Annotated in this window: 16 protein-coding genes; 6 read left to right on the top strand and 10 right to left on the bottom strand. The window is 40.0% G+C overall.

Going from position 1 to position 21,528, the window contains the following annotated elements; genetic code table 11:
* Nucleotides 1-82: 82 nt before the first annotated feature.
* The 8 genes from ACE1EF_RS11900 to ACE1EF_RS11865 all read right to left on the bottom strand — a co-directional run bounded on the left by ACE1EF_RS11900 (nucleotide 83) and on the right by ACE1EF_RS11865 (nucleotide 9,339).
* A complete protein-coding gene (locus tag ACE1EF_RS11900; RefSeq protein WP_375720890.1) occupies nucleotides 83-574 on the bottom strand; it encodes a DUF5362 family protein in 492 nt (163 codons plus the stop codon).
* Nucleotides 575-589: 15 nt separating this feature from the next.
* Entirely contained in the window at nucleotides 590-1,594 is a 1,005-nt protein-coding gene (locus ACE1EF_RS11895; RefSeq protein WP_375720889.1) for a DUF4412 domain-containing protein, read from the bottom strand.
* Nucleotides 1,595-1,813: 219 nt separating this feature from the next.
* Entirely contained in the window at nucleotides 1,814-3,373 is a 1,560-nt protein-coding gene (locus ACE1EF_RS11890; RefSeq protein WP_375720888.1) for a lytic transglycosylase domain-containing protein, read from the bottom strand.
* A 1-nt stretch (nucleotide 3,374) separates the two neighbouring features.
* Nucleotides 3,375-4,022, bottom strand: a complete 648-nt coding sequence (locus ACE1EF_RS11885; RefSeq protein ID WP_375720887.1) for a DUF5683 domain-containing protein — start codon at nucleotides 4,020-4,022, stop codon at nucleotides 3,375-3,377.
* Nucleotides 4,023-4,030: 8 nt separating this feature from the next.
* A complete protein-coding gene (locus tag ACE1EF_RS11880; RefSeq protein ID WP_375720886.1) occupies nucleotides 4,031-4,906 on the bottom strand; it encodes a ParB/RepB/Spo0J family partition protein in 876 nt (291 codons plus the stop codon).
* A gap of 6 nt (nucleotides 4,907-4,912) precedes the next feature.
* Complete coding sequence (locus tag ACE1EF_RS11875) at nucleotides 4,913-5,698, bottom strand: ParA family protein (protein ID WP_473774491.1); 786 nt, start codon at nucleotides 5,696-5,698, stop codon at nucleotides 4,913-4,915.
* 228 nt (nucleotides 5,699-5,926) lie between these two features.
* Nucleotides 5,927-7,972 carry an alpha-ketoacid dehydrogenase subunit alpha/beta gene (locus ACE1EF_RS11870; RefSeq protein WP_375720885.1) on the bottom strand — a complete coding sequence of 682 codons (2,046 nt, stop codon included), beginning with the start codon at nucleotides 7,970-7,972 and terminating at the stop codon, nucleotides 5,927-5,929.
* Between the two features lie 11 nt (nucleotides 7,973-7,983).
* On the bottom strand, nucleotides 7,984-9,339 hold the full coding sequence (locus ACE1EF_RS11865; protein ID WP_375720884.1) for a dihydrolipoamide acetyltransferase family protein: 1,356 nt from the start codon (nucleotides 9,337-9,339) through the stop codon (nucleotides 7,984-7,986).
* Nucleotides 9,340-9,704: 365 nt separating this feature from the next.
* On the opposite strand from ACE1EF_RS11865, the gene ACE1EF_RS11860 reads away from it, so the two are divergent.
* On the top strand, nucleotides 9,705-10,904 hold the full coding sequence (locus tag ACE1EF_RS11860) for an FprA family A-type flavoprotein (protein WP_375720883.1): 1,200 nt from the start codon (nucleotides 9,705-9,707) through the stop codon (nucleotides 10,902-10,904).
* 73 nt (nucleotides 10,905-10,977) lie between these two features.
* Here ACE1EF_RS11860 and ACE1EF_RS11855 read toward each other — a convergent pair whose 3' ends face one another.
* Nucleotides 10,978-12,027, bottom strand: a complete 1,050-nt coding sequence (locus ACE1EF_RS11855) for a Gfo/Idh/MocA family protein (RefSeq protein WP_375720882.1) — start codon at nucleotides 12,025-12,027, stop codon at nucleotides 10,978-10,980.
* A gap of 232 nt (nucleotides 12,028-12,259) precedes the next feature.
* On the opposite strand from ACE1EF_RS11855, the gene ACE1EF_RS11850 reads away from it, so the two are divergent.
* Genes ACE1EF_RS11850 through ACE1EF_RS11840 form a run of 3 tightly spaced genes read left to right on the top strand, consistent with a single transcriptional unit; the run spans nucleotide 12,260 to nucleotide 16,667 of the window.
* Nucleotides 12,260-14,095, top strand: coding sequence for a transglutaminase-like domain-containing protein (locus ACE1EF_RS11850; protein ID WP_375720881.1), 1,836 nt, complete (start codon nucleotides 12,260-12,262; stop codon nucleotides 14,093-14,095).
* The gene (locus ACE1EF_RS11845; RefSeq protein ID WP_375720880.1) at nucleotides 14,058-16,094 is read left to right on the top strand and encodes a DUF3857 domain-containing protein; all 2,037 of its coding nucleotides are present in this window, start codon (nucleotides 14,058-14,060) and stop codon (nucleotides 16,092-16,094) included. Before ACE1EF_RS11850 ends, ACE1EF_RS11845 begins: the two co-directional genes overlap by 38 nt.
* A 12-nt stretch (nucleotides 16,095-16,106) precedes the next feature.
* The gene (locus ACE1EF_RS11840) at nucleotides 16,107-16,667 is read left to right on the top strand and encodes a hypothetical protein (RefSeq protein WP_375720879.1); all 561 of its coding nucleotides are present in this window, start codon (nucleotides 16,107-16,109) and stop codon (nucleotides 16,665-16,667) included.
* Nucleotides 16,668-16,706: 39 nt separating this feature from the next.
* On the opposite strand, the gene nudC is transcribed toward ACE1EF_RS11840, so the two are convergent.
* Nucleotides 16,707-17,540 carry an NAD(+) diphosphatase gene (gene nudC / locus ACE1EF_RS11835; RefSeq protein WP_375720878.1) on the bottom strand — a complete coding sequence of 278 codons (834 nt, stop codon included), beginning with the start codon at nucleotides 17,538-17,540 and terminating at the stop codon, nucleotides 16,707-16,709.
* Between the two features lie 484 nt (nucleotides 17,541-18,024).
* Between nudC and ACE1EF_RS11830 the strand changes: the two genes are divergently transcribed.
* Entirely contained in the window at nucleotides 18,025-19,707 is a 1,683-nt protein-coding gene (locus ACE1EF_RS11830) for a TldD/PmbA family protein (RefSeq protein WP_375720877.1), read from the top strand.
* Complete coding sequence (locus ACE1EF_RS11825; protein WP_375720876.1) at nucleotides 19,704-21,467, top strand: metallopeptidase TldD-related protein; 1,764 nt, start codon at nucleotides 19,704-19,706, stop codon at nucleotides 21,465-21,467. The genes ACE1EF_RS11830 and ACE1EF_RS11825 overlap by 4 nt, the downstream gene beginning before the upstream one ends.
* Nucleotides 21,468-21,528 lie beyond the last annotated feature (61 nt).

The following is a 21,528-nucleotide window of genomic DNA, read 5'->3' as shown; positions in this document are numbered from 1 at the left end:
TTTATCAACTGCCGGGAAATAAAAAAACATAAAAAAACCCGGAAATCTCATTCCGGGTCCTGAAACATATCATTAATAATTTTTATCTTCCCATCATCGCAGCACCAAATCCGGCGAGCATCATAACCACAAGGGTTATAACATATATCGAAATGACCACAATGGTTAATATACCAAGAATCTGCAGGAAACTATTCATGTTTTTAAAACTCAGTTCCAGCATCTCATCATCATTGGTTTTCAGCGCAGCTATTGCTTTATCTGCAAAACGATAAAGCTTTATTGCAATAACAATATTGACAATGGCCATTGCAAAGTAAAAAATTCCCCCAAGGATAAAGACCGTGGAAGATAAGAAAGCCGCCGGACCAAGACCTTGTCCCTGCGGAGCCATCCCTTGTCTCATACCGGGAATCAGTGAACTCATGCCCATTAAAGCAAATGTTCCGAAGATCATTAATCCGGCTGAAATAAAACCCAGAATAGCAAAGAATTTAGACCACTGCGCACTCCTGTAGAGGTAATGCGCTGCATTTTCATTCACGTTTAATACATAAGAGTTTTCAACTTCCATAATTATATTTTTAGGTTATTCTGTTTGCGCAGGACTGTTTCCCATTGAAATACCGGTCAATGTATACCCCTGAGTAGAAATATCATGTGATGCATTAAAATCGATATTCTGAACAGTCATAACAGTATGTTCCTTATTCACCTTTGATTTGCTGTCATACTGAATAACCACACCATCAGTCTGACCAGCCAGCCAAAGGGATCCGGCAAACAATTGATTATTATATACTTTTGAGTTGATTTTATGGTTCAGTTGATTGGTAACCCACAAGGTAACCAGGTATTCATCATCTTCAGCCTGGTATTCCTCACACCTGAATCCGTTAATGGTTTTTGTTTTCCCTGTTTTTTTCAGTTTATAATTCTGCGGCATCTGATTTTCTTCCGCCTTAGCTTTTGCATCAGCCTCCATATCCGACATTTGCTCTGCCGTCATTTTAGTTGCAATACCGGTTTTTTGACCTCCATCGTTCATCAGAATAAGTGTACAGTTATTATCTGTATCGTAAATGAAGGAGGTAAATGCTCCATCTTCATTTGTAAATTCCATTCCGTAATCCGATTTTCCTTCAGAAAAATAGGTATTATAATACACAGGATCTTCTGTTGTACCACTTGCATCGGTCTGTTCAATCAACATTTTCATATGCGAAGCAAAATGGTATGTATCCTTATGAGGCACATCAACGCCCACACCCATAGATTTCATAAAATTACCCATAGCAGCATCAAAGCGTTTTTCAGAATCACGTTTCCCTTCACCTGCGTTTGGCTCAGCATCCGTTGCATTTGCATTATTTATACTGTCAGTTGCTCCCTCTAACTTGACTGATGCAGAATCCAGGATTTTATCAGCGGCCTTATTTACAGCTTTATCAACGGCTTTATCCACTTCTTTATCGGCTCTTTTCCTAACAGATTTTTCAACCTTATTTTTGAGATAGTTGGGGAGTGTCTGAGCTTCAGTAACCATTGGCAGCAATGTAAAAGAAGCAATCAGAGCAATTAAAATCTTTTTCATGGTCAATAAATTTAAAAACACATTCAAAATTACTAAATTATTACGCTAAAGTATATTACCGGAATATGATATTTCAGATCAGAAAAACTTACCGGTAACACAAACAGGTATCAAATGTATAAAAAATATCCATATTTTATACGTATTTAAAATAAGTATTTCAGCTTCTGCAGGACACAAAAAAAACCGTGAATTTATCACGGTTTCTTTTTATATGTTTCACCCTTTAGGTTTAATTTTCAATAACTGACCAGGCGATATGGAATTGGAAGTAAGGTTATTCAGCCGTTTGATATCATCGCTGGAAATGCCGGGGAATTTTCGGGCTATAAGCCAAAGATTATCACCCGATCTTACCTTATAATAGACATAATCCGGATCGTGGCCGTTTGTTGTTTGAACGGGTGCTGCTGAAGCAGTATATGAGGCCGTACCCTGCTTCTGCGCAAACGACATCTCATTGATTGAAGCATATTTACTTTTCTGAGATGATGGCACAAAAACGACCAGTTTCTGACCTACCCGTATCAGGTTCCGGTAAATGTTATTCCAGTACCGTAAATCTGAAATCCTCACATCATACCAATCCGCAATATATCCCAGGTTGTCCCCTGATTTAACGGTATAATACAGTTTGGTTTTTCCTGCGATTGAAGAAGGGATATAACCGGCACTGGCTGCAGGATCAACTGTTTCCCTCTTTTCACTGAAATACTCATTATCCTTATAGTTGAAAATGCTGTCCTGCAATTCCACAAACTGTCCTGTAACACTTACCGGCACGGTTAAGGTATACGACTTTGTACCTCCAGGAATAATCTCACGTCTGTATTGTGGATTCAGCTCTTTCAGTATCTCTTCAGGAACATTCAGTACAGCAGAAACCTGATTAAAATGCAATGGTTCCTGGATGATAAGAGTATCGGTATGCATAGGGATATTAGCCTGAACCGGAATAATATGATGTTCCTTATAATAATTGAGCGTATACATGGCAGCAATAAATGCCGGCACATATCCTCTTGTTTCACGGGGCAGCCTGTAGTAAATTTCCCAGTAGTCTCTTTTTCCTCCACTTCGGCGAATGGCTTTATTCACATTCCCGGGTCCGCAGTTATAGGCAGCAATCACCAGGTACCAGTCCTGATAAATATCGTACAGATCGCTTAAATATTGAATGGCTGCCTGAGTTGATTTTCTCGGATCACGCCGTTCATCAATATATGAATTGACATCAAGATGATACTGTTTTCCCGTATAATATACAAACTGCCATAATCCGGAAGCCCCGGCCCTTGAAAATGCTCTTGGTTTTAATGCAGATTCAATTACCGGCATATATTTTAATTCTATAGGCAGACCTGCTTTATCCAGCTCCTCCTCGAAAATGGGAAAATAATAATCCGTAAGCCCAAGTATTTCTGATGTCACGCCGCGCTTTTTATCGGCATAAACAGCAATGTGGGCCTTTACCCTCTCATTAAAAGGTAGTTCTATCACGGTCTCTTCCGACAGCTTCTTTAAGCGCTGAATAAAAACGGAGTCCGGAACATTAGCGATGGAAGTTGAATCGTTAAACGCCGTATCGATATAGGTAAATGCACGGTCGGAATACCAACCTGTAACTTTATCATCCAGACGATTCATAAACTGTTCGGCCTCAGCCAATGCATCTTTATAACTGACATCTGTTACCGTAGTATCGTTAACTTCTCCTTCTCCTGCGGCCCAAATATTTGAAACAATAATCAAACAAGCGGTTAAAACTATCCCCCTCATATTAAAAGTTTAATGTTAATGACAATCCAGGCGTATATTTCCCTGACCCTGAAAGGCCATTCAACAACACCGGACTAACATTCATTGATAAATCATTACTTACATCAAAATCTGCCAGATGTGCATCCACATTGGCATCAATAATATTTAATACATACACTCCAACGGTGACTATAATCATTAAGTCTCTGTCCCTTCTGAAACTTTCTCTCCTGCTCTTAAAAACGCCTTCAAAATATGATTTATTCGATAAAATATAAGCTTCTCTTTCTTCCCTTGGCATCGGCAAAGGTGCATCAATATAACTTCGTGATGATGGATCGCTGTCAACCAGATCTATATAAGCGTAACGATATAAACTGTAACGTTCATTGTTGTAATTAATACCATATGCACAGGCAGCAAAACCAGCGTACAAAATTGGCACTTTCCACCATTTATGGTTATAAATCTGTCCCAGACCAGGGAATGCAGCTGAGAGCATGGCAGCTTTCTTTGGAACATACACCTTGCTCAGCTTATGTTGCTTCTCAACTTTTTGCCCACCAACTATATCTGGTAACGAATCATTCTGCACAATATTTTGCTGTGCAGTTGCAATCGTTCCAAAGCATAGTAAAACAAAAAAGAAAAGAATAGCGTGTTTCACAAGTTCAGTTACTGTAATTTATCCAAAATACTGATTATACGTTCCAGTTCCTCATCAGATGAAAACGGAATAGAGATTTTCCCTTCCCCTTTTTCATCCCTTGAAAAAGCTACCTTTACTCCAAAAAAGGAAGAAAGATGTTTTTTCAGTGCTTTATATTCTTCCGGAAGTTTTTTCCGTGGAACCGGTACCGGTTCAGATTCTTCCCTGCTTTCTTCATTCAGCTCCCGAACTATTTCCTCAACCTTACGAACCGAAAAATCATATTCCATAATCTGTTCATAAACCATAAGCTGGGTTTGAGCATCATCTATTCCGAGCATGGCTCTGGCATGCCCCATTTGAATTTTTCTGTCACGAATACCAAGCTGAATCTCGGCCGGAAGTTTTAACAGGCGAAGGTAGTTGGCAATGGTGGCTCTTTTTTTTCCGACACGTTTGCTTACCACATCCTGAGTCAGATCAAACTCATCCATTAAACGCTGATATGAAAGCGCAATTTCAATGGCATCCAGGTCTTCACGCTGAATATTTTCAACCAGAGCCATCTCCAGCATGCTGTCATCCCCGGCTTTACGGATGTAGGCCGGAATTTTTTCAAGGCCGGCTTTTTTTGAAGCTCTGAATCTTCTTTCTCCGGCAATTATCTGATACTTATCACCCTGCTTACGCAATGTAACAGGCGAAATCACTCCGATCTTTGCGATGGATTCTGCCAGTTCCTCAAGCGCCTGTTCCTCAAAAACTGTTCGTGGTTGATAAGGGTTAGCTTCGATAAGGCTCACTTCAACCTCATCAAACATATCATTATGTTTACTTTTTGTATCGTTGGCATTATCAATTAATGCACCTAATCCTTTTCCCAGAGCAGCTTTTTTTGCCATGTAGTTTTATTTTGAATTCTTTGCGATTACTTCCTGTGCCAGATTCAGATGATTGAGTGCTCCCTTGGAATTGGCATCATAATAGAGAACCGGTGTTCCGTAGCTGGGTGCTTCGCTCAGGCGAATATTGCGCTGTATAATAGTATCGAATACCATGTCCTGAAAATGGGTGCGCACTTCTTCCACCACCTGATTTGACAGCCTTAGACGGGAGTCGTACATGGTAAGCAGGAAGCCTTCAATTTCCAGTTCAGGATTTAATCTACCCTGTATTATTTTAATGGTGTTCAGCAGCTTACCCAGTCCTTCCAGTGCAAAATATTCACACTGAACCGGAATAATAACCGAGTCGGCAGCAGTAAGAGAATTGACGGTTATGAGTCCCAGTGACGGGGAACAATCGACTAGAATAAAATCAAAGTCATCCCGGACCTGTTCAAGTATTTTCTTGAGCATTTTTTCACGCTCCGGCAGATCAAGCATCTCTATTTCGGCCCCCACCAGATCAATATGTGACGGTAACAGATGCACACCCTCCACATCGGTTGGCAATATGGCCTGTTTGGTATCAATCTGATCCACAATACATTCGTAGAGACTGTATTCAACATCACGAACTTCAATACCCATCCCTGATGTTGCATTGGCCTGCGGATCGGCATCAACAACCAATACTTTTTTCTCAAGTGAACCAAGACTGGCCGCTAAATTAATGGTTGTGGTCGTTTTACCGACGCCTCCTTTCTGGTTTGCTAAAGCAATGATTTTACCCATCGTAAATCGTCTTTTCAACGCAAAGAAAATTAAAAAATCTTTTATAGAACGTAAATTTGCATATAAATTGTGTGCGAAGTTATTAACAAAACCAAAGGAATCAAAATGTTATTTAAAGAGAAAACCCACTTTAAATAAGCCGGTTAAATCAAATACACCCTTAAATTAACAGACCACATAACAGCTATAAAACGAAAAGCCGGAAACCCTACGGTTCCCGGCCTTTAATCATATAAATTATCAAAACTAAAATTCCAGTACTTCTTTTATTCCTTTTAGTATTTTATCGCTGTTCGGCAGAACAGCCTTTTCGAGAATTCTGTTAAAGCCAACGGGCATAAATTCTGACCCAACCCTGCCGATTGGCGCATCAAGGTATTCAAATGCCTCTTTAGATATAATACCGGCGAGCTCACCACCAAATCCTCCAAAAACCTTATCCTCATGCGCAATTAAAACACGCGATGTTTTCTTCACAGAAGCAATAATGGTTTCCGTATCCAGTGGGGAAAGAGAGCGCAGGTCAATAACTTCCACGTCCCCCAAACCTTCTTCTTCAGCTTTTTTAGCCGCTTCCAATGCCATATGTGTGGTATTACCATACGTTAGCAATGTCAGATCGGATCCTTCTTTTCTGATGCGGGCTTTTCCAAAGGGTACTTCAAAATCTTCAGGTACCGGTGTAGCTGCCTTGGGATCCTGATACAATGCCTTTGGTTCAAGAAACAATGTCATCCCTTCTGAACGGAGCGATGTACGTAACAATCCGGCAGCATCATCTGCAAATGAAGGATATACTACACGGACACCGGGAAAAGTCACCATGGCACCTTCAATAGTTTGGGAGTGATATAATCCTCCACCGATATAGCCACCGGATGCGAGACGAACTGTAATATTCGGCGAGAACTGTCCCTTGGTACGCCAGTATTCATGCGTTGTTTCCACGAACTGTTCCATTGCAGGCCAAAAATAATCTGCAAACTCAGCCCCTTCAATCACAACACGCAGATCTTTTCGGTAACGGGTCATCCCGTTTGCGGTTCCCATAATAAAATCTTCGGCAATTGGCGCATTAAACACGCGCTCTTTACCAAACTCCTGCTGCATGCCCTTTGACACATTGAATATTCCGCCTTTATCCTTGTTGGCTATATCCTGTCCCCAAAGGAATGTTTCTTTATTGTTTCGGAATTCAGCCTTCAGCGTTTCATTCAGAGCCGTAATAAACTTCATCGGCTCATTCTCAGAATTATGCAGGCCATCCGGATACTTCTCCGACTGATATGGCTCAGGAATAACAAAGTCATAAATGCTTTCAGGTTTCGGATCCGGTGCTGCAAGACCAGCTTTATGGGCAGCTTTAACTTCCGCTTTTACATCTGCTTCAATCGATGCCAGTTCTTCTTCGGTAAAACGTTCATAACGCAGTAACATTCTGCGGAACTTACTAACCGGGTCATAAGCCTTCACGTACGACAGCTCTCCCTTATCACGGTAAAGATCGTGTCTGTCAGAATTGGAATGTGAATGTATACGCACACAATTTGCATGCACGATTACCGGCTTGTGTTCTTTCACCGCAAACTCAACGGCCTCATCCATCGAATTCATGGAATCGAATACATCTTTTCCGTTACAATGAATAATTTTTACGTTTTTAAAGCTGGCAAAGTTATCTGCTACCTTACGTGCTGCAGTCTGATCCTTTTTAGGAACCGATATGCCGTAACCGTTGTCCTGAAAAACAAAAACCACGGGTAAACGCTCGCGGTCTGCTCCGGTAATGGCCTCATACACATAACCTTCCGATACGGATGACTCACCCTGTGAGCTAATAACAACCGCGTCTTCCTTGTAATATTTAACTGCACGGGCCACACCCACGGCATGGAGGGTATGGTTTCCTGTACAGGAAGATACGTTGTGAACATTCCATTCCGGTTTGGCAAAGTGATTAGACATGTGCCGACCACCACCAGCCACATCTGTATCCTTTGATATCCCGTTTAATATAATTTCTTTGGCCGTTAATCCTGCAGATACCGAAGTCACCAGATCACGGTAATACGGAAACAGATGATCCTTCTTCGGTCTGAAGTGCTGACCTATGGCCAACTGAATGGCATCGTGCCCCGCGGCTGGAGCGTGATAAGACCACCCGATGGCCTGTTTCAGGTAATTAGGCGCCTTATCGTCGAGCGCCCGTCCCAGGGTCATCAGGTAAAACCACTTTTTTAAATCTTCTTTATCTGACTGAATAACGCCGTATTTCTTTTCGTTTCGCTTCATAATTGAGAGTTTTATACCGTTCTTTCCGGATCAAATTTTTCTAAGTAATCACCAACTCGTCTCAGGAATTTACCTCCCAGCATACCATCCACGATACGATGATCGTACGAGAGAGACAAATACATTTTACTGCGGATACCAATGGTATCTCCTTCCGGAGTCTCAATTACAGATACTTTCTTTTTAATGGATCCCGTGGCAAGAATTGCTACCTGAGGCTGATTAATTATTGGTGTCCCTATGATATTATCGAATGAACCAAAATTCGTGATGGTAAAGGTTCCTCCCTGAATATCATCCGGGGACAGCTTGTTTTCACGGGCTTTTGCAGCAAGACTGTTCATGTTGGAAGCCAGACCTGCAAGGTTCATCATATCTGCATTCTTCACTACCGGAACGATGAGGTTGCCGGAAGGAAGGGCCACTGCAACACCTATATTTACGTTCTTTTTCAAAATGATCTGGTCCCCGTTGACTGATGCATTAACCCATGGAAAATCGCGAAGCGCTTTTGCAACAGCCTCGGTAAACACAGGCATGAATGTCAGTTTCTGACCATATTTCTTCTGAAACTCATCCTTCACTCTGTTTCTCCAGTTTACCAGAGTGGTAACATCAGCTTCCACAACAGAGGTAACATGTGGTGAAATTTGTTTTGAAGACACCATATGTTCTGCAATTTTCTTGCGCATACGGTCCATCTCAACTATTTCATCTTCACCCGATACGGAAATTTCAATTTTAGCAGCCTGCGTTGGCTGTTGAGGTGCAGCTGGTTTTGAAGCAGCTTTTTCGGTTTTAGGTTCAGCTTTGGCTTCTTTTGCTTCACCACCGTCTTCAATAAATGCCAGCACATCTTCTTTATTCACCCGGCCATTCAAACCGCTGCCCTTAATTGAATCCAGATCCGACTCACTTAATCCGTTTTCTTTGGCTATTTTACGGACAACAGGAGAGAAGAATTTACCCGAACTGCTTCTTGCACCCGGTTCTTTTGATTCTTCATCCGGTTCAGACTGTTGATCATCCTTTTGTTCCCCGCTATCTTTATCTTCTTTCTGTTCTGAATCGCCACCGGATGTCTCTTCCTTCGTTTCACCACTGTCATCATCCCCACCGGCTTCTCCTTCCATATCAATAATCGCAATTACTTCACCAACGGCTACGGTATCATCCTCTTTAAACAGGACCTCCTTAACCACACCATCAACCGGTGAAGGAACTTCGGAATCAACCTTATCGGTTGCAATCTCAAGCAGAACATCATCTTCCTCGACTTTGTCGCCCGGTTTTACAAACCATTTTGTAATGGTCGCTTCCTGTATACTTTCGCCCATCTTGGGCATTACAATATTAAAACTTGCCATTTATAGTAATATTTATTATCTGCTACATTCAATCTAACAGAACTTATTTCCAACGGTTTTGTTCACCACCTGACGTGTCCACATAAAAATTCTGCTAAACACTATTTATATATTAGTTTCATCTTCAAAACAATTGATATTAAGGTTTGTTTAATTGCTCAATTAACAATGTAGAGTATTCCGGTTTAACCTCCATATTTTTTTTTAAAAAGCGTGCTTTGAAAAACACAACGATCTGACAAAAGGTAAATTATCTGCCTTATATTAATGCAAATAGTTTTTCCTACCCCGATAATAGTTTAAAATGTATTCCCCGCATTTAGGATTATTTTCTAATTTTGCAGCGATTTAAAAACTGGACTGAAATGTATACCTCGAAGCAAATAAAAGGTGATATCTACTATGTTGGTGTAAACGACAGAAAAACGGAGCGGTTTGAAAACATGTGGCCCATACCGCGTGGTGTTTCATACAACTCCTATTTAATTATGGATGAAAAAGTTGCACTGATTGACACAGTGGAAATCAGCTTTGTGGAACAATACCTGAAAAAAATTGAGACAGTACTCAAAGGCCGTAACATCGATTATTTGATAGTGGATCATATTGAGCCGGATCATGGTGGAAGTATCCGTATGATTAAGAACCGTTTTCCTGAGATAACAATTGTGGGAAACAAAAAGACCTTTGATATGCTGGATGGGTTTTTTGGCATGGAATGCAATAAACTTGAAGTAAAGGAAGGTGACTCCCTGACTCTTGGGAAAAATGAGTTACAGTTTTACACGGCTCCCATGGTGCACTGGCCGGAAGTTATGGTTACCTATAATGCCACTGAAAAAGTGCTGTTCAGCGCAGATGCGTTCGGAACATGGGGTACACTGGATGGTGGTATTTTTGACACCGATATCAACCTGGATCACATCTGGGACGAGATGCGCAGGTATTATTCCAATATTGTAGGGAAATATGGCAACCCTGTACAAAAAGCACTTTCCAAACTAAGCGGACTGGATATCGAAGTCATTTGTTCCACTCACGGACCTGTCTGGACAACTGATATCCCAAAGGTTGTCGGGAAATACGATACCTGGAGTAAATATGAGCCGGAAGAAAGCGGGGTGGTTATCGCATATGGTTCAATGTATGGAAATACAGAAGAAATGGCTGAAACCATAGCCAATGCCATCTCTGAAAACGGAGTGAAGAATATTGTCATGCATGATGTATCCAAATCACATGCATCCTATATTATATCTGACATCTGGAAGTACAATGGATTGATTGTCGGTAGTCCTACCTACTCTAATCAACTGTTTCCATTGGTTCAGGCATTACTGGATAAAATAAAAATACGCGGTGTAAAAAACCGTTTGTTCAGTTATTTTGGTTCTTATGCCTGGTCGGGTGCAACACACAAGCATTTTCAGCAGTTCGCCGAAGAACTGAACTTGGATGTTGTGGGTATTCCGGTTGAAGAAAAACTGCGTATGACCGATGCTAAATTACAGGAATGTCTTGCGCTTGGTGCCGCTATGGCAGAAAAAATCAAGTCTCTTTCGTAACAGTAAATTAGGATATATGAAAAAACACCCGAAAGATAACTTCGGGAGTTTTTATTTATATCTCATGTGAAAATCACTTATTCTCCGTTTTCTTCTTGGTAAAAGATTTGTTTTTCACTTCATAAATCCGGTCAATAATATCAACCACCTTTAATCCTTCAAGGGCATTGGTTGTAATGGCCCCTTTTTCTTTAAGTTTATCCACCACATTCTGTATAACCAGGTGATGATTCTGTGCAGATCCTTTATAGGGGCCGTAATCATTGGGAGGATTTGAAGGTGCCAGCTCAGGCATCTCGTAATCTTTAACATTGCAATACACGACTTCATTCATATACTGCCCGGCAACTTTTACCGTTCCTTTTGATCCGATAATCGTGATGCTACTCTCAAAATTTGTATGATAAATGGAGGTGGAATAGTTGATGCTTCCCATTCCTCCGTTGATGAAATCGAAAGTCACCAGTCCGGAGTCCTCAAAATCAGTCAGATTGTGATGGTTGAAGTCATTAAAATTACCTTTAATATTTGTAATGTCACCAAATAACCAATACATGATATCCACAAAATGAGAGAACTGAGTAAACAGTGTACCTCCATCCAGTCTGGCATCACCATGCCAGTTACCTTTTTTGTAATACCGGTCGTCTCTGTTCCAATAGCAGTTCAGTTGAACCATGTAAGGATCGCCCAATATACCATCTTCTACTATCTGCTTCAGCCAGACTGAAGGTGGAGAATAGCGATTCTGCATCACACAGAATACATGACGGGACATTTCAAGCGATTTAAAAACCATTTTCTCCGCGTCCACCTTATTCAGTGCCATAGGTTTTTCAACCACTACATGCTTATGTTTTGCCAGGGCTTTTAAACTAAAATCTGCATGCAAACCATTTGGTGTACATATATTTACTACGTCATATTCGAGGCCTGAGGATAACAGGTCCTCGAAATTTTGAAAGAATGGCTCTTCCAGATCCTTCACCCCTAACTCTTCCATGGAAAGCTGATCACAAACAGCCACAAGTTCAGCATCCGGATTTCTCCTGATCATTTCTGCGTGACGTTTACCGATATGACCATAGCCGGCTACAACAAACCTGATTTTTTTATCACTCATAATTCTACATTTAAAGCGGGCATAAAATTAATAAAATTAACCGGAGGCCTGACATTTTAATTAAACGTTCTGAAAAATTTAAAATCATCTCCGTATAACCATCTAATTAAGTGTGACTCACCTCTGAATATTCTGAAATGATTATGTTTAACACCTCAAATACTTCAGGCAAGCATTGCAATTTCATCTTTAATTCTTATCTTAGTATCCAGCCAATAGAGAAAATTACCGTATGAAAAAAACACTTTCCGGTTGGTATATTTGTTATTGTTTACTTATGATAAACCTGTCAGGGTTTTCACAAGACCTGCACATCAGTCGCATTGCAGAAAACATTCTGGTCAATAATGACAGCTCATTTACCAGATATATAACAGTGGATTTCTATGCTAATGAAGAAAGTGTTGGTTTTCCTGTTATTTATGATGAACAGATGGAAAGTCTGACACAAATTACACTTTCAGAACGAAAAGGAAGAAGATTAAAAACGATTAAAAACCCTCTGATAAAAGAAGATGATGTAGAATTAGATTACCTTACAAGTAAAAAAGTAAAATACGTTATTTTACCGCAGGAAACACGAGCCAGGATATCATACCAACTCCACTGCGATGAGTTGATGTATCTTTCAAATCTTCCTTTTTTTTCCTATTATGATGTTGATACAATAGTGTACAGCATATCTGTTCCAGACTACTTCTGGTTCCGGTACGACATAGTCAAAAATGACTCTCTAAAATATCTGACTATTGATTCTTTAAAAAAAGATAATTCTACGACGTGGCATATAAAAACCGCACCCGTTATAGTCAAATCGGATCCATTAATGCTCTTTGGTATATATAAAAACCTCAAGGTGCCATTAATGCGTACAATTGTATATCCCAGATCATACAATAGCAGTGCAAAGAATTACTTAAAAGACTGGTATCTCGAAAAGATTGGCCCAAGTAAAGGTCTTGATTCTATTGCTTTGGCAAAAATTGATGAGCTAACTGACGGTCTGAATAATCCAGAAGAAATCACCAGCATACTTTACAATTATGTGAAATCAAACTTTAAATATGTTGCCATTGAAATTGGAATGGGAGCTTTTATCCCTTCCCATGTTAACGAAGTGTTCCGAAGCAAGCAGGGTGACTGCAAGGCTCTTTCAAATTTTTTATGTGAAGCACTTAAATACAAAGGAATAAACAGTACAATTGCTTTGGCGTCCACATTTAACCACATATGCAATTGTGACTATCCATCACTTTGTTCTGCCAACCATCTTATCTGTATCGCTTATTTGAATAACAAAACCGTTTTACTGGACCCAACCGATCCGATTCACAGATTATATCAACCTGTGGAAAGTATTCAGAATCGTTCATTGTTTATTATTGCACCTGAAAATGCCGAATTTTACACATGTGATGCTTATACACCAGAGCAGAATTTAATTAGCTACAATATTTCTCTTGAAGATGTTCCCGATAAAAAACGAATGTCAGGAACATTTAATGTAACTTATAATGGTATATCAGGAAATTATCTGAAGCGGAAAATCCTTGATTTAACAACCTCCGAAATTAACTCGTTTAGTATCAAACATTATGAGAATACTTTCAATCATCAGAAAGTTGATGAATTTAATTTTAACTGCACCGATACCACTGTTTCCGGTAGTGGCTTTATGAGTGTCAGCGGGAAAAAATTCAGTTCGGGTGACAATGATTATCTGTTTCTGGATTTTATTCCTGATTTATTTGAAAACAATGAAAGAGAAACCCTTCTGGAAGGCACCTATGTCGGTAACCCGTTTGAAAAACGGTTAAGACTCAGACTTAAGCTGTCGGAACCAGTAGAACCGTTTGAACCCATAGAACATAAGTATTCTCATGAAGGAATGTTTCTTCACATAAAAATTTACTCACCTACAAATGAGATAATTGAATATCAGTACGACTTTTCATTTGATGATGTGTTTACCACAAAAGAAAATACGGATAACATCAATGATATTTTAAATTCGTTCAAGAAATTTAAAGATGAACCACTTATTCTCAAAGTTAAAAACAAAATTTAAGTTACTGATACTGGTATCGGTCTGTTTAATTAGCAGTGTTTCCACACTCGCATCTGATAGTATTTCAGATGAATCCTTCAGGATCTATACAGAAAAAGCAGACGCATATTACAAATACTCCTACACCGATATTTCTTACATCAAAAACTGGAACCGATATAAAAAATACACTTCCAATAAAAGTAAACTCATCATTAATTCCAGAAAAGGCGTTGATGAGTATTCCTTTATACGATTAAATAAAATTGCCAGGAACCACCTTGAAAAATTTGGCATCAGAACATTAAAGGCTGATGGTTCAATTGTAGAACTGGATTCGGCACTGTTCTTTAAACATAAAAAATCAATAGACAATACGGATCTTATCAGTTATCCGATTCCTGGTGTAGAGCCGGGTGATACTATTGAGTTCAACTACATTTTCTGGGAAACCGTATCTGCAAGTCAACTCAGAGGATTTGTCAACTTATACAGCGAAATACCTAGTTTAACTACAGAATATACTTTAAAAACATCTCCTGAGTTAATCGTGAGATACAAAACCTATAATGGTTTTCCTGATCCTATGACCATCGCAAATGACACACTCATTTACTGCGTATTCAAAATGGAAAATATACCCGGCATCGTTGAAAACCAATACACTTGTCTGCCATGTGAATTACCATATTTGTATTATGCAGTTGACAAAAAAGATGATGAACTAAAAACATGGAAAGATGTCTATAACACAGAGTTTAATTTTATAACACAACCCATATTACTCGATTATGAAAACTCTACATATTATAAACGATGGAAAAGACGAGTAATCGGAGATGCACAGGACAGCAGCAAGTTCTTTCAGTTTAAACTTTTAATAGATGAACTCAACCGGAACTATACAATTGAACCAACAACAGAAGACGAATTTATTAAATCAAGTGGATATTTCTTAAAAGAGAAACATTTCGACCCCATAAGCATCCGGAGGATGTACCGGCAACTTCTTGAAGATCTGGATATTAATTACTGGGCTGTGTTTGCCAGAGATAAACGCTCCGGCGTACTGGATCCGTATTACTTAAGAAAAGGTGAATACGAACACATTTTCTTTGGATTTGAAAACAACGATGGATCTTTAAGCCTTTTATATCCACCGAATGAATCTTTCAAATACCAGATAGACGAGATCCCGACTTCAATATATAATACGGTTGCTGTATTGGTAAAACCTTACAAATACGAAATTAAAAAGAAAAGCGACCAGTTTATAAATTATGACCTCAAAATGGCAGAGGTTGATTCCGTTATAACACAGATTGTGAAGCTGCCAGGATTCAGCCCGGGATCAAACAATTCAAAGCTTATTTATTATTGCGATGTAGATCCCATAACAAAAACATCAACATTTAAATCCAACGTCTCTGTATCAGGAGGACTTTCTACTGACATCAGAAGTTTTATAACCATGCTGTATCAGGATGAAGACGCAAAAGATTTTTATAATGCATACAACGAATATGAAGGAAATGAAAGCGCATTTGAAATTGATACTGTACTTGAAACGGATCTAAAATCAACCAGACCTTTTACCTTTAAATTTTGTGCCGAAGGAACTGTTAAAAATAACATTACGTTTATCAATGACTCTATAATCAGCATCACCCTTGAAGACCTTATCCAGCATTCTTTGATAGAAAGCAAGCAGGATTCTATGGATCTTAATTATTACCTGGATTATACCTTCACTGACCTATTCCTACTTGTGCTTAATTTTCCGGTCAAGATAGAACTACTTGGAAATGAAAGTATTGAAAAAGAAATTCATAATAACTTCGGTGAGTATATTTTTAAACTGAATATTGTGAATAACAATCAGCTGGTTCTTCAGTCACATTACAAAATATTCAGAGATTTAATCCCCAAAGAAGATTATGAACAATTAAAAGTCCTAAACAAACTGGTTCAGGATGTAAAGAATATGCGTATAATGATAACAACCAAACCAAACTCTTAAATCACTCAAATTATGAAACGAATATCCTGCCTTTTATTACTTATCTGCATTCTGAGTTTATCAGCAGTAGCGGATGTTATTTACTCACCTTATAAAGATGGTGGCGTAGCATTATCCCTGGAAGGAATAGCCAGTTATGAATTTTCGTTTACCCAACGCAACACAGTCAATTTTTGGGGAGGTGCCGGCGCGGTATCCCTCTTCGAAAAATTTCCTAACCCGGCATTCGGCACTGAAGCGGCAGTTGAACTCAGGCACTATTTCAATGCCGGTAGCTTCAGCGGGTTCAATGTAGGTTTATATGCCGGCCTGGCATATATGAATCATCCTGATTTCCAGAGAGACTCGTACCGTTCTCAACACACTTCCGTGGGCTTTGTCCCTGGATTGAAACTGACTTATAAACACAAGATAAATAACTGGTTAGTGGCAGAACCGTATCTGGGATTATCAACTCCCTGGTATGATGATAATTTTAGTGAATTGTCAGACCGGATATCGAGAAGTGATCCCGGATTTTATCTGACAATTGGCTTCCGCATTGGGTTTAATAAAATACTTGGGAACAATTAACGCATTAACTGAAAAGAAAAGGTTCTTTACAGCTGCATCCTAAAGCTCACCTCGTTCAAATTTTCCGATAATTTCACCGGCAATACTGATTACAGAAGGATGTGCAGGTAAATTATCACGGGTGAACCAGGCCGCTTCAGCTATTTCTTTTTCATCTATAACAATGGGTTGTGTTGCATTTGCTTGTGCAATGAAACCAATCATCATTGAACCGGACAGGGGCCATGGCTGACTGTTGTAATACCTGATGTTTTGAACCTCAATCCCAACTTCCTCCATTACTTCTCGCTTTACGGCATCTTCAAGGGTTTCACCCACATCCACATAGCCGGCAATTAAAGAAAACCAGCTTCCCGGAAAATTCGTATTGCGGGCAAGCAGGATTTTATCGTCACTTATGATTGCCACGATAACTGCAGGCGATATTTTAGGGTAAACAACCGTAACACATTCAGGACAGATCAGTGCTCTTTCTTCAGGTTTATGTTTTGTTTTTGACCCGCATTTTCCGCAAAACCGGTTTTGCTCATACCAGTTTTTAAGGTGATAGGCTGCCAGACTGACCCAGGCAATCTCCTGCTGACTGATGCGTCTGAAGAAACTGATCTCATTATAAGCCAGATCAGGATGCTTGAATGCAATATCACCGCTTAATAAAAAACAGGACGTTTCATCGAACATAAACAAAAAGGTCGGACTTATCTTATCCTGACTGAAAGATATATCCTTAACTTTAGGCAGTTCAATTACATCCCCATTCATTTTAAGTAAAAGATCATTTCCTGTAAAATGAAACACAAAACTTTCTTCATTTAATTTCTGATCAGGGAGATACTGGTTTTCAAAACGGTGCGGAAAAATATCCTGAATCATACATTTGTCTTTGGAACCGCTAAAGTACTTAGAATATTGGTTTATTTACAAAATTAAAGTTGATTAACAGTTTTATATTTCATGCCATTATCGTCCGATTAAAAAACCAATATTAATTAAAGATTCTTCGCTTCATTTTATTACGCTCAGAATGACAGTCTCTCAGGTTCATATGGGGCTGGAGGATGGGGTTGGTTTTCGAATCTGTAGCAAACCAACCCCATCCTCCAGCCCAGCAGCCAGCAACTGCCTGTCATTCTGAGTGAAGCGAGGAATCTCTGAAGTTTTAACCGGACAACAGAAATTTCATGCATCTAAAAACAAGATTCAGGATGTTAGTATTTCCGAAAAACCGTTTATCCAAACTCTATCTTGCACAGGCTTCTTTGTTTTTCCAAAAACAATATTATCTTTAAAGGTAAATATTTAACAGGTCTGTTTATATAGTTAAAAGGCGCTCAATTCACCTGTAAACACAACACATATGATAAAAAAACCTATTGTTTTACTGCTGCTCTGTATAACCATACTTCCGGTTTTTGCCGCTAACGGAGAACTATATGCGGTGCTGGAACAGGAGTTCGACAGAGAATTCCGTGAATTCAGCAATAAGGACAGCAACCTCTATTATATGGATTATCGCGTAGATGTTGTCAAAGCTTATAGTCTCAGTGCGGCGTTCGGTTATTTAACCGGTGATGAACAGAATGAAATTTCGTATTGTACCATATCCATGCGTTACGGTAACCATGAATTCGATAACACTCACCTGTTAAAAGGTGGGCGACGCAGTTCAAACACCCTGGCTTTTGTCATTCCTTCCAATAGTTCCGAAGGCATACGGCAAACCATATGGTTCAATGCCTGTAATCTTTTCGAACGCGTTAAATCGGAATACATCCAGCTAAAAAACACCATGAAGGCAGAGGATATCAGCAAGCAAAACGATTTCTCCAACGAGCCACCCAACGTGTACAAAGAACCGGAAAACGAGATACCCTTTCCGGACGGTCAACGTGAAATATGGAAAGAACGACTGATAAAATACAGTCGCCCTTTTGCTGAAAGTGATGTTATCATATCCGGTAATGCCGGACTGGATTACCTGGAGCAAAGGACCTACTTTTTCAATTCAGAGGGCAGCAGGATCGTTCAGAACAAGAACGCTGCCATGCTGAATCTGATTGGCGTAATCAAATCAGAGGATGGCGACTATACACCGTACCACCGTAATTTTATAGCAGAATCACCGGATCAGCTCCCTTCTGATTCCGAATTGACAGAAGCTGCAATGGAAGTTAAAAGCATGTTGCTTAAACTAAATGAAGCGCCGCTGGCCGATCCGTATGCCGGACCTGTGATTATGTCTCCTATGGCTTCAGGGGTATTTTTTCATGAGATTTTCGGACACCGGCTTGAGGGACACCGGCTGAAAGACGAAAACAATGGAAATACGTTCAAAAACAAATTGAATAAGATGGTTCTGCCTAAAACGTTTAATGTATGGTTCGACCCAACACAGAATTATCTCAGTAACACCTATCTTAACGGTCATTATGCATATGACGATGAAGGGGTTAAAGCAAGACGAGTAGATGTGATTGAACGTGGTGTGTTAAAAACGTTTCTTATGAACCGTACACCTGCTCCGGGACTTCCGCACAGCAATGGGCACGGCAGAGCATCAGCAGGTCAGTCACCTGTAGCGCGTCAGTCGAATATGTTCATTGAATCTGTAAAACCGCTTTCTGACAGCAAGTTAAAAAACAAGCTGATCAAAGAGTGTAAGAAGCAGAAAAAGGAATATGGCTATTACATCAAAACCGTATCGGGTGGATTTACCAACAACAGCAGGTACACTCCCAATGTATTTAACGTAACCCCAACAGAGGTTTACCGTATTTATGTAGATGGCAGACCCGATGAACTTGTCAGGGGTGTAAACTTTATCGGAACACCGCTAGCCATGTTCTCTGAAATTACCGCCGCCGGTGAAACACCGGGCATATTTAACGGTTTTTGTGGTGCAGAATCAGGTTCGGTTCCTGTTGCAACCATAGCACCATCGCTCTTTATTAAAAAAGTGGAAACACAGCGCAGTGCTCAAACCTTTTCTAAACCGGTGATTTTGCCATCACCCAAATCAGCAAAACAGGAACAGCCATGAAAACAATATCCTATAGAAATACGCACATACATCGGGTCAGTAAAATCTTAATGCTAACCCTCTTCCTTGTTTTTTCAGACTTCATTACAGTTAAAGCTGCTTTTAACGATGTTATCCTGAAGGCCATGAGTGACGAACTTAACCGAAACATGGAAAATCTGGTATATAAAGATTTTGAGAAGCCTTTTTATATTGCCTATACTGTTTACGATATTGAAGTTGAACGGTATTCCTACTCTCTGGGTGGCCGGAATATGTCTGTTACTGACCGGGGCCTTAGTGGTGGTGTACGTGTAATGATAGGTGATTATAAACTGACAGATGAGAATTACAACGACTATACAGGTAGAGTGAACCGGGACAATGAATACATGCCTATGCCAATTGATCCGGATTACGACGGTATCAGACGTTATTTATGGAAGGCTACGGATAACGTATATAAAAGTGCTGCGGAAACGTATAAAAACAAGGTGGCAGCCATGAAGCAACAAAATATGACAGAGGATGATCTGCCTGCACCGGATTTTTCAAAGGAAAAACCAAGGGAATACATCGTTAAAGATAATTCATGGACATCTGAAGACGTAAGCTTTGAACAATTAAGCAAAGAACTCAGCAAAGTATTCCTTGCCTATCCTGACATTATCGGGTCACAGGTTTATATGTCAAATACAAAGGTATACAGATACTACATCAATTCAGAGGGTACCCGTCTTGCTGTTCCGGAAAGCATGATAACCTTATCCGTTACCGGTGCTGCATACAACAGATACAACGATCTGGTGAGTGAGGATATGTCTCTGGAATCCTTAAGCACAGCTAATCTGCCGCCGGCAGACACCCTGAAATCATACATCCGCACCTTTGCTGACAACCTTATGGAGCGTTGCGGCATGGAAAACTGGGACGATACGTATTCCGGACCTGTCCTTTTCGAAAATCAGGCTGTTTGTGAAGTCGTTTTCAGTGACCTTTTCGCCACAGGCAGCGGGCTTGTTGCATCACGCGATCAGTTGGTCAACAATTCTTACCGGGGCATCTACCTCGAAAACTCCAACACACTGGAGAGACGGATTGGCAAAAAGGTGATATCTGATTTGATATCGGTATATGATGTCCCCTCTTTGAAAAGTTATAACAACATTCCTCTAATGGGATATTACAGTATTGATAATGAAGGTGTCGCACCTAAAGACACGCTTCCGCTCGTTGAATCAGGGATATTAAAAACCCTGCTGACCAACCGGATTCCAATTAAAAGCATACCCTACTCCACGGGCCACTCACGATCCGCCATTGGTGATGGTAGTATATCGACAACCGTAGGCCCAAGCAATGTAATTCTAAAAAGCAATGCCCCGCTGAGCAAATCTGAACTCAGGAAAAAACTGATTGACATGGCTGTTGATGAAGGGCTGGATTATGCCATCATTCTCCGTCCTGCCATTGCCGGAAGCCTGAATTGTCCTGTAAATGTGTTTAAGGTGGATGTTAAAACAGGAAAAGAAACACGGATTACAGGTGTTAACCCCGGTGTATCCGATTTCGATATCATGAAGGACATTGTTGCCACATCCAATCACAATGTTGTTTTAAACACCAGCCAGATTGGTGGCAATGGCCCTTATGGAGGTGGAAGTGCCACATCGTATATCTACCCGGACGCAGTTCTGGTTGAAGATTATGAACTCAACAGTATTAACCAGATGCTGATGAAACAACCCCCGGCAATACAAAATCCTTTGAAAGAGGAATAGTATTTTTGTAAAATTTACGTCACACAAAAAATAGTTTTACAAAAAATTATATATTTGCACC

It is taken from the genome of Quyinboa sediminis, assembly GCF_042219855.1.
Lineage (GTDB): Bacteria > Bacteroidota > Bacteroidia > Bacteroidales > UBA5342 > JBHJHP01.
The sequence above is the reverse complement of the archived record's forward strand: the minus strand, read 5'-3'. Positions and strand labels throughout refer to the sequence as shown.

Excerpts from the sequence above, each read along its gene's own strand:
- ACE1EF_RS11825 (WP_375720876.1), top strand. The coding sequence starts at position 19,704 with ATGAAAACAATATCCTATAGAAATACGCACATACATCGGGTCAGTAAA.
- ACE1EF_RS11840 (WP_375720879.1), top strand. The coding sequence starts at position 16,107 with ATGAAACGAATATCCTGCCTTTTATTACTTATCTGCATTCTGAGTTTA.
- ACE1EF_RS11890 (WP_375720888.1), bottom strand. The coding sequence starts at position 3,373 with ATGAGGGGGATAGTTTTAACCGCTTGTTTGATTATTGTTTCAAATATT.
- ACE1EF_RS11855 (WP_375720882.1), bottom strand. The coding sequence starts at position 12,027 with ATGAGTGATAAAAAAATCAGGTTTGTTGTAGCCGGCTATGGTCATATC.
- ACE1EF_RS11845 (WP_375720880.1), top strand. The coding sequence starts at position 14,058 with ATGAACCACTTATTCTCAAAGTTAAAAACAAAATTTAAGTTACTGATA.
- ACE1EF_RS11830 (WP_375720877.1), top strand. The coding sequence starts at position 18,025 with ATGATAAAAAAACCTATTGTTTTACTGCTGCTCTGTATAACCATACTT.
- ACE1EF_RS11895 (WP_375720889.1), bottom strand. The coding sequence starts at position 1,594 with ATGAAAAAGATTTTAATTGCTCTGATTGCTTCTTTTACATTGCTGCCA.
- ACE1EF_RS11850 (WP_375720881.1), top strand. The coding sequence starts at position 12,260 with ATGAAAAAAACACTTTCCGGTTGGTATATTTGTTATTGTTTACTTATG.
- nudC (WP_375720878.1), bottom strand. The coding sequence starts at position 17,540 with ATGATTCAGGATATTTTTCCGCACCGTTTTGAAAACCAGTATCTCCCT.
- ACE1EF_RS11865 (WP_375720884.1), bottom strand. The coding sequence starts at position 9,339 with ATGGCAAGTTTTAATATTGTAATGCCCAAGATGGGCGAAAGTATACAG.
- ACE1EF_RS11870 (WP_375720885.1), bottom strand. The coding sequence starts at position 7,972 with ATGAAGCGAAACGAAAAGAAATACGGCGTTATTCAGTCAGATAAAGAA.
- ACE1EF_RS11900 (WP_375720890.1), bottom strand. The coding sequence starts at position 574 with ATGGAAGTTGAAAACTCTTATGTATTAAACGTGAATGAAAATGCAGCG.
- ACE1EF_RS11860 (WP_375720883.1), top strand. The coding sequence starts at position 9,705 with ATGTATACCTCGAAGCAAATAAAAGGTGATATCTACTATGTTGGTGTA.
- ACE1EF_RS11880 (WP_375720886.1), bottom strand. The coding sequence starts at position 4,906 with ATGGCAAAAAAAGCTGCTCTGGGAAAAGGATTAGGTGCATTAATTGAT.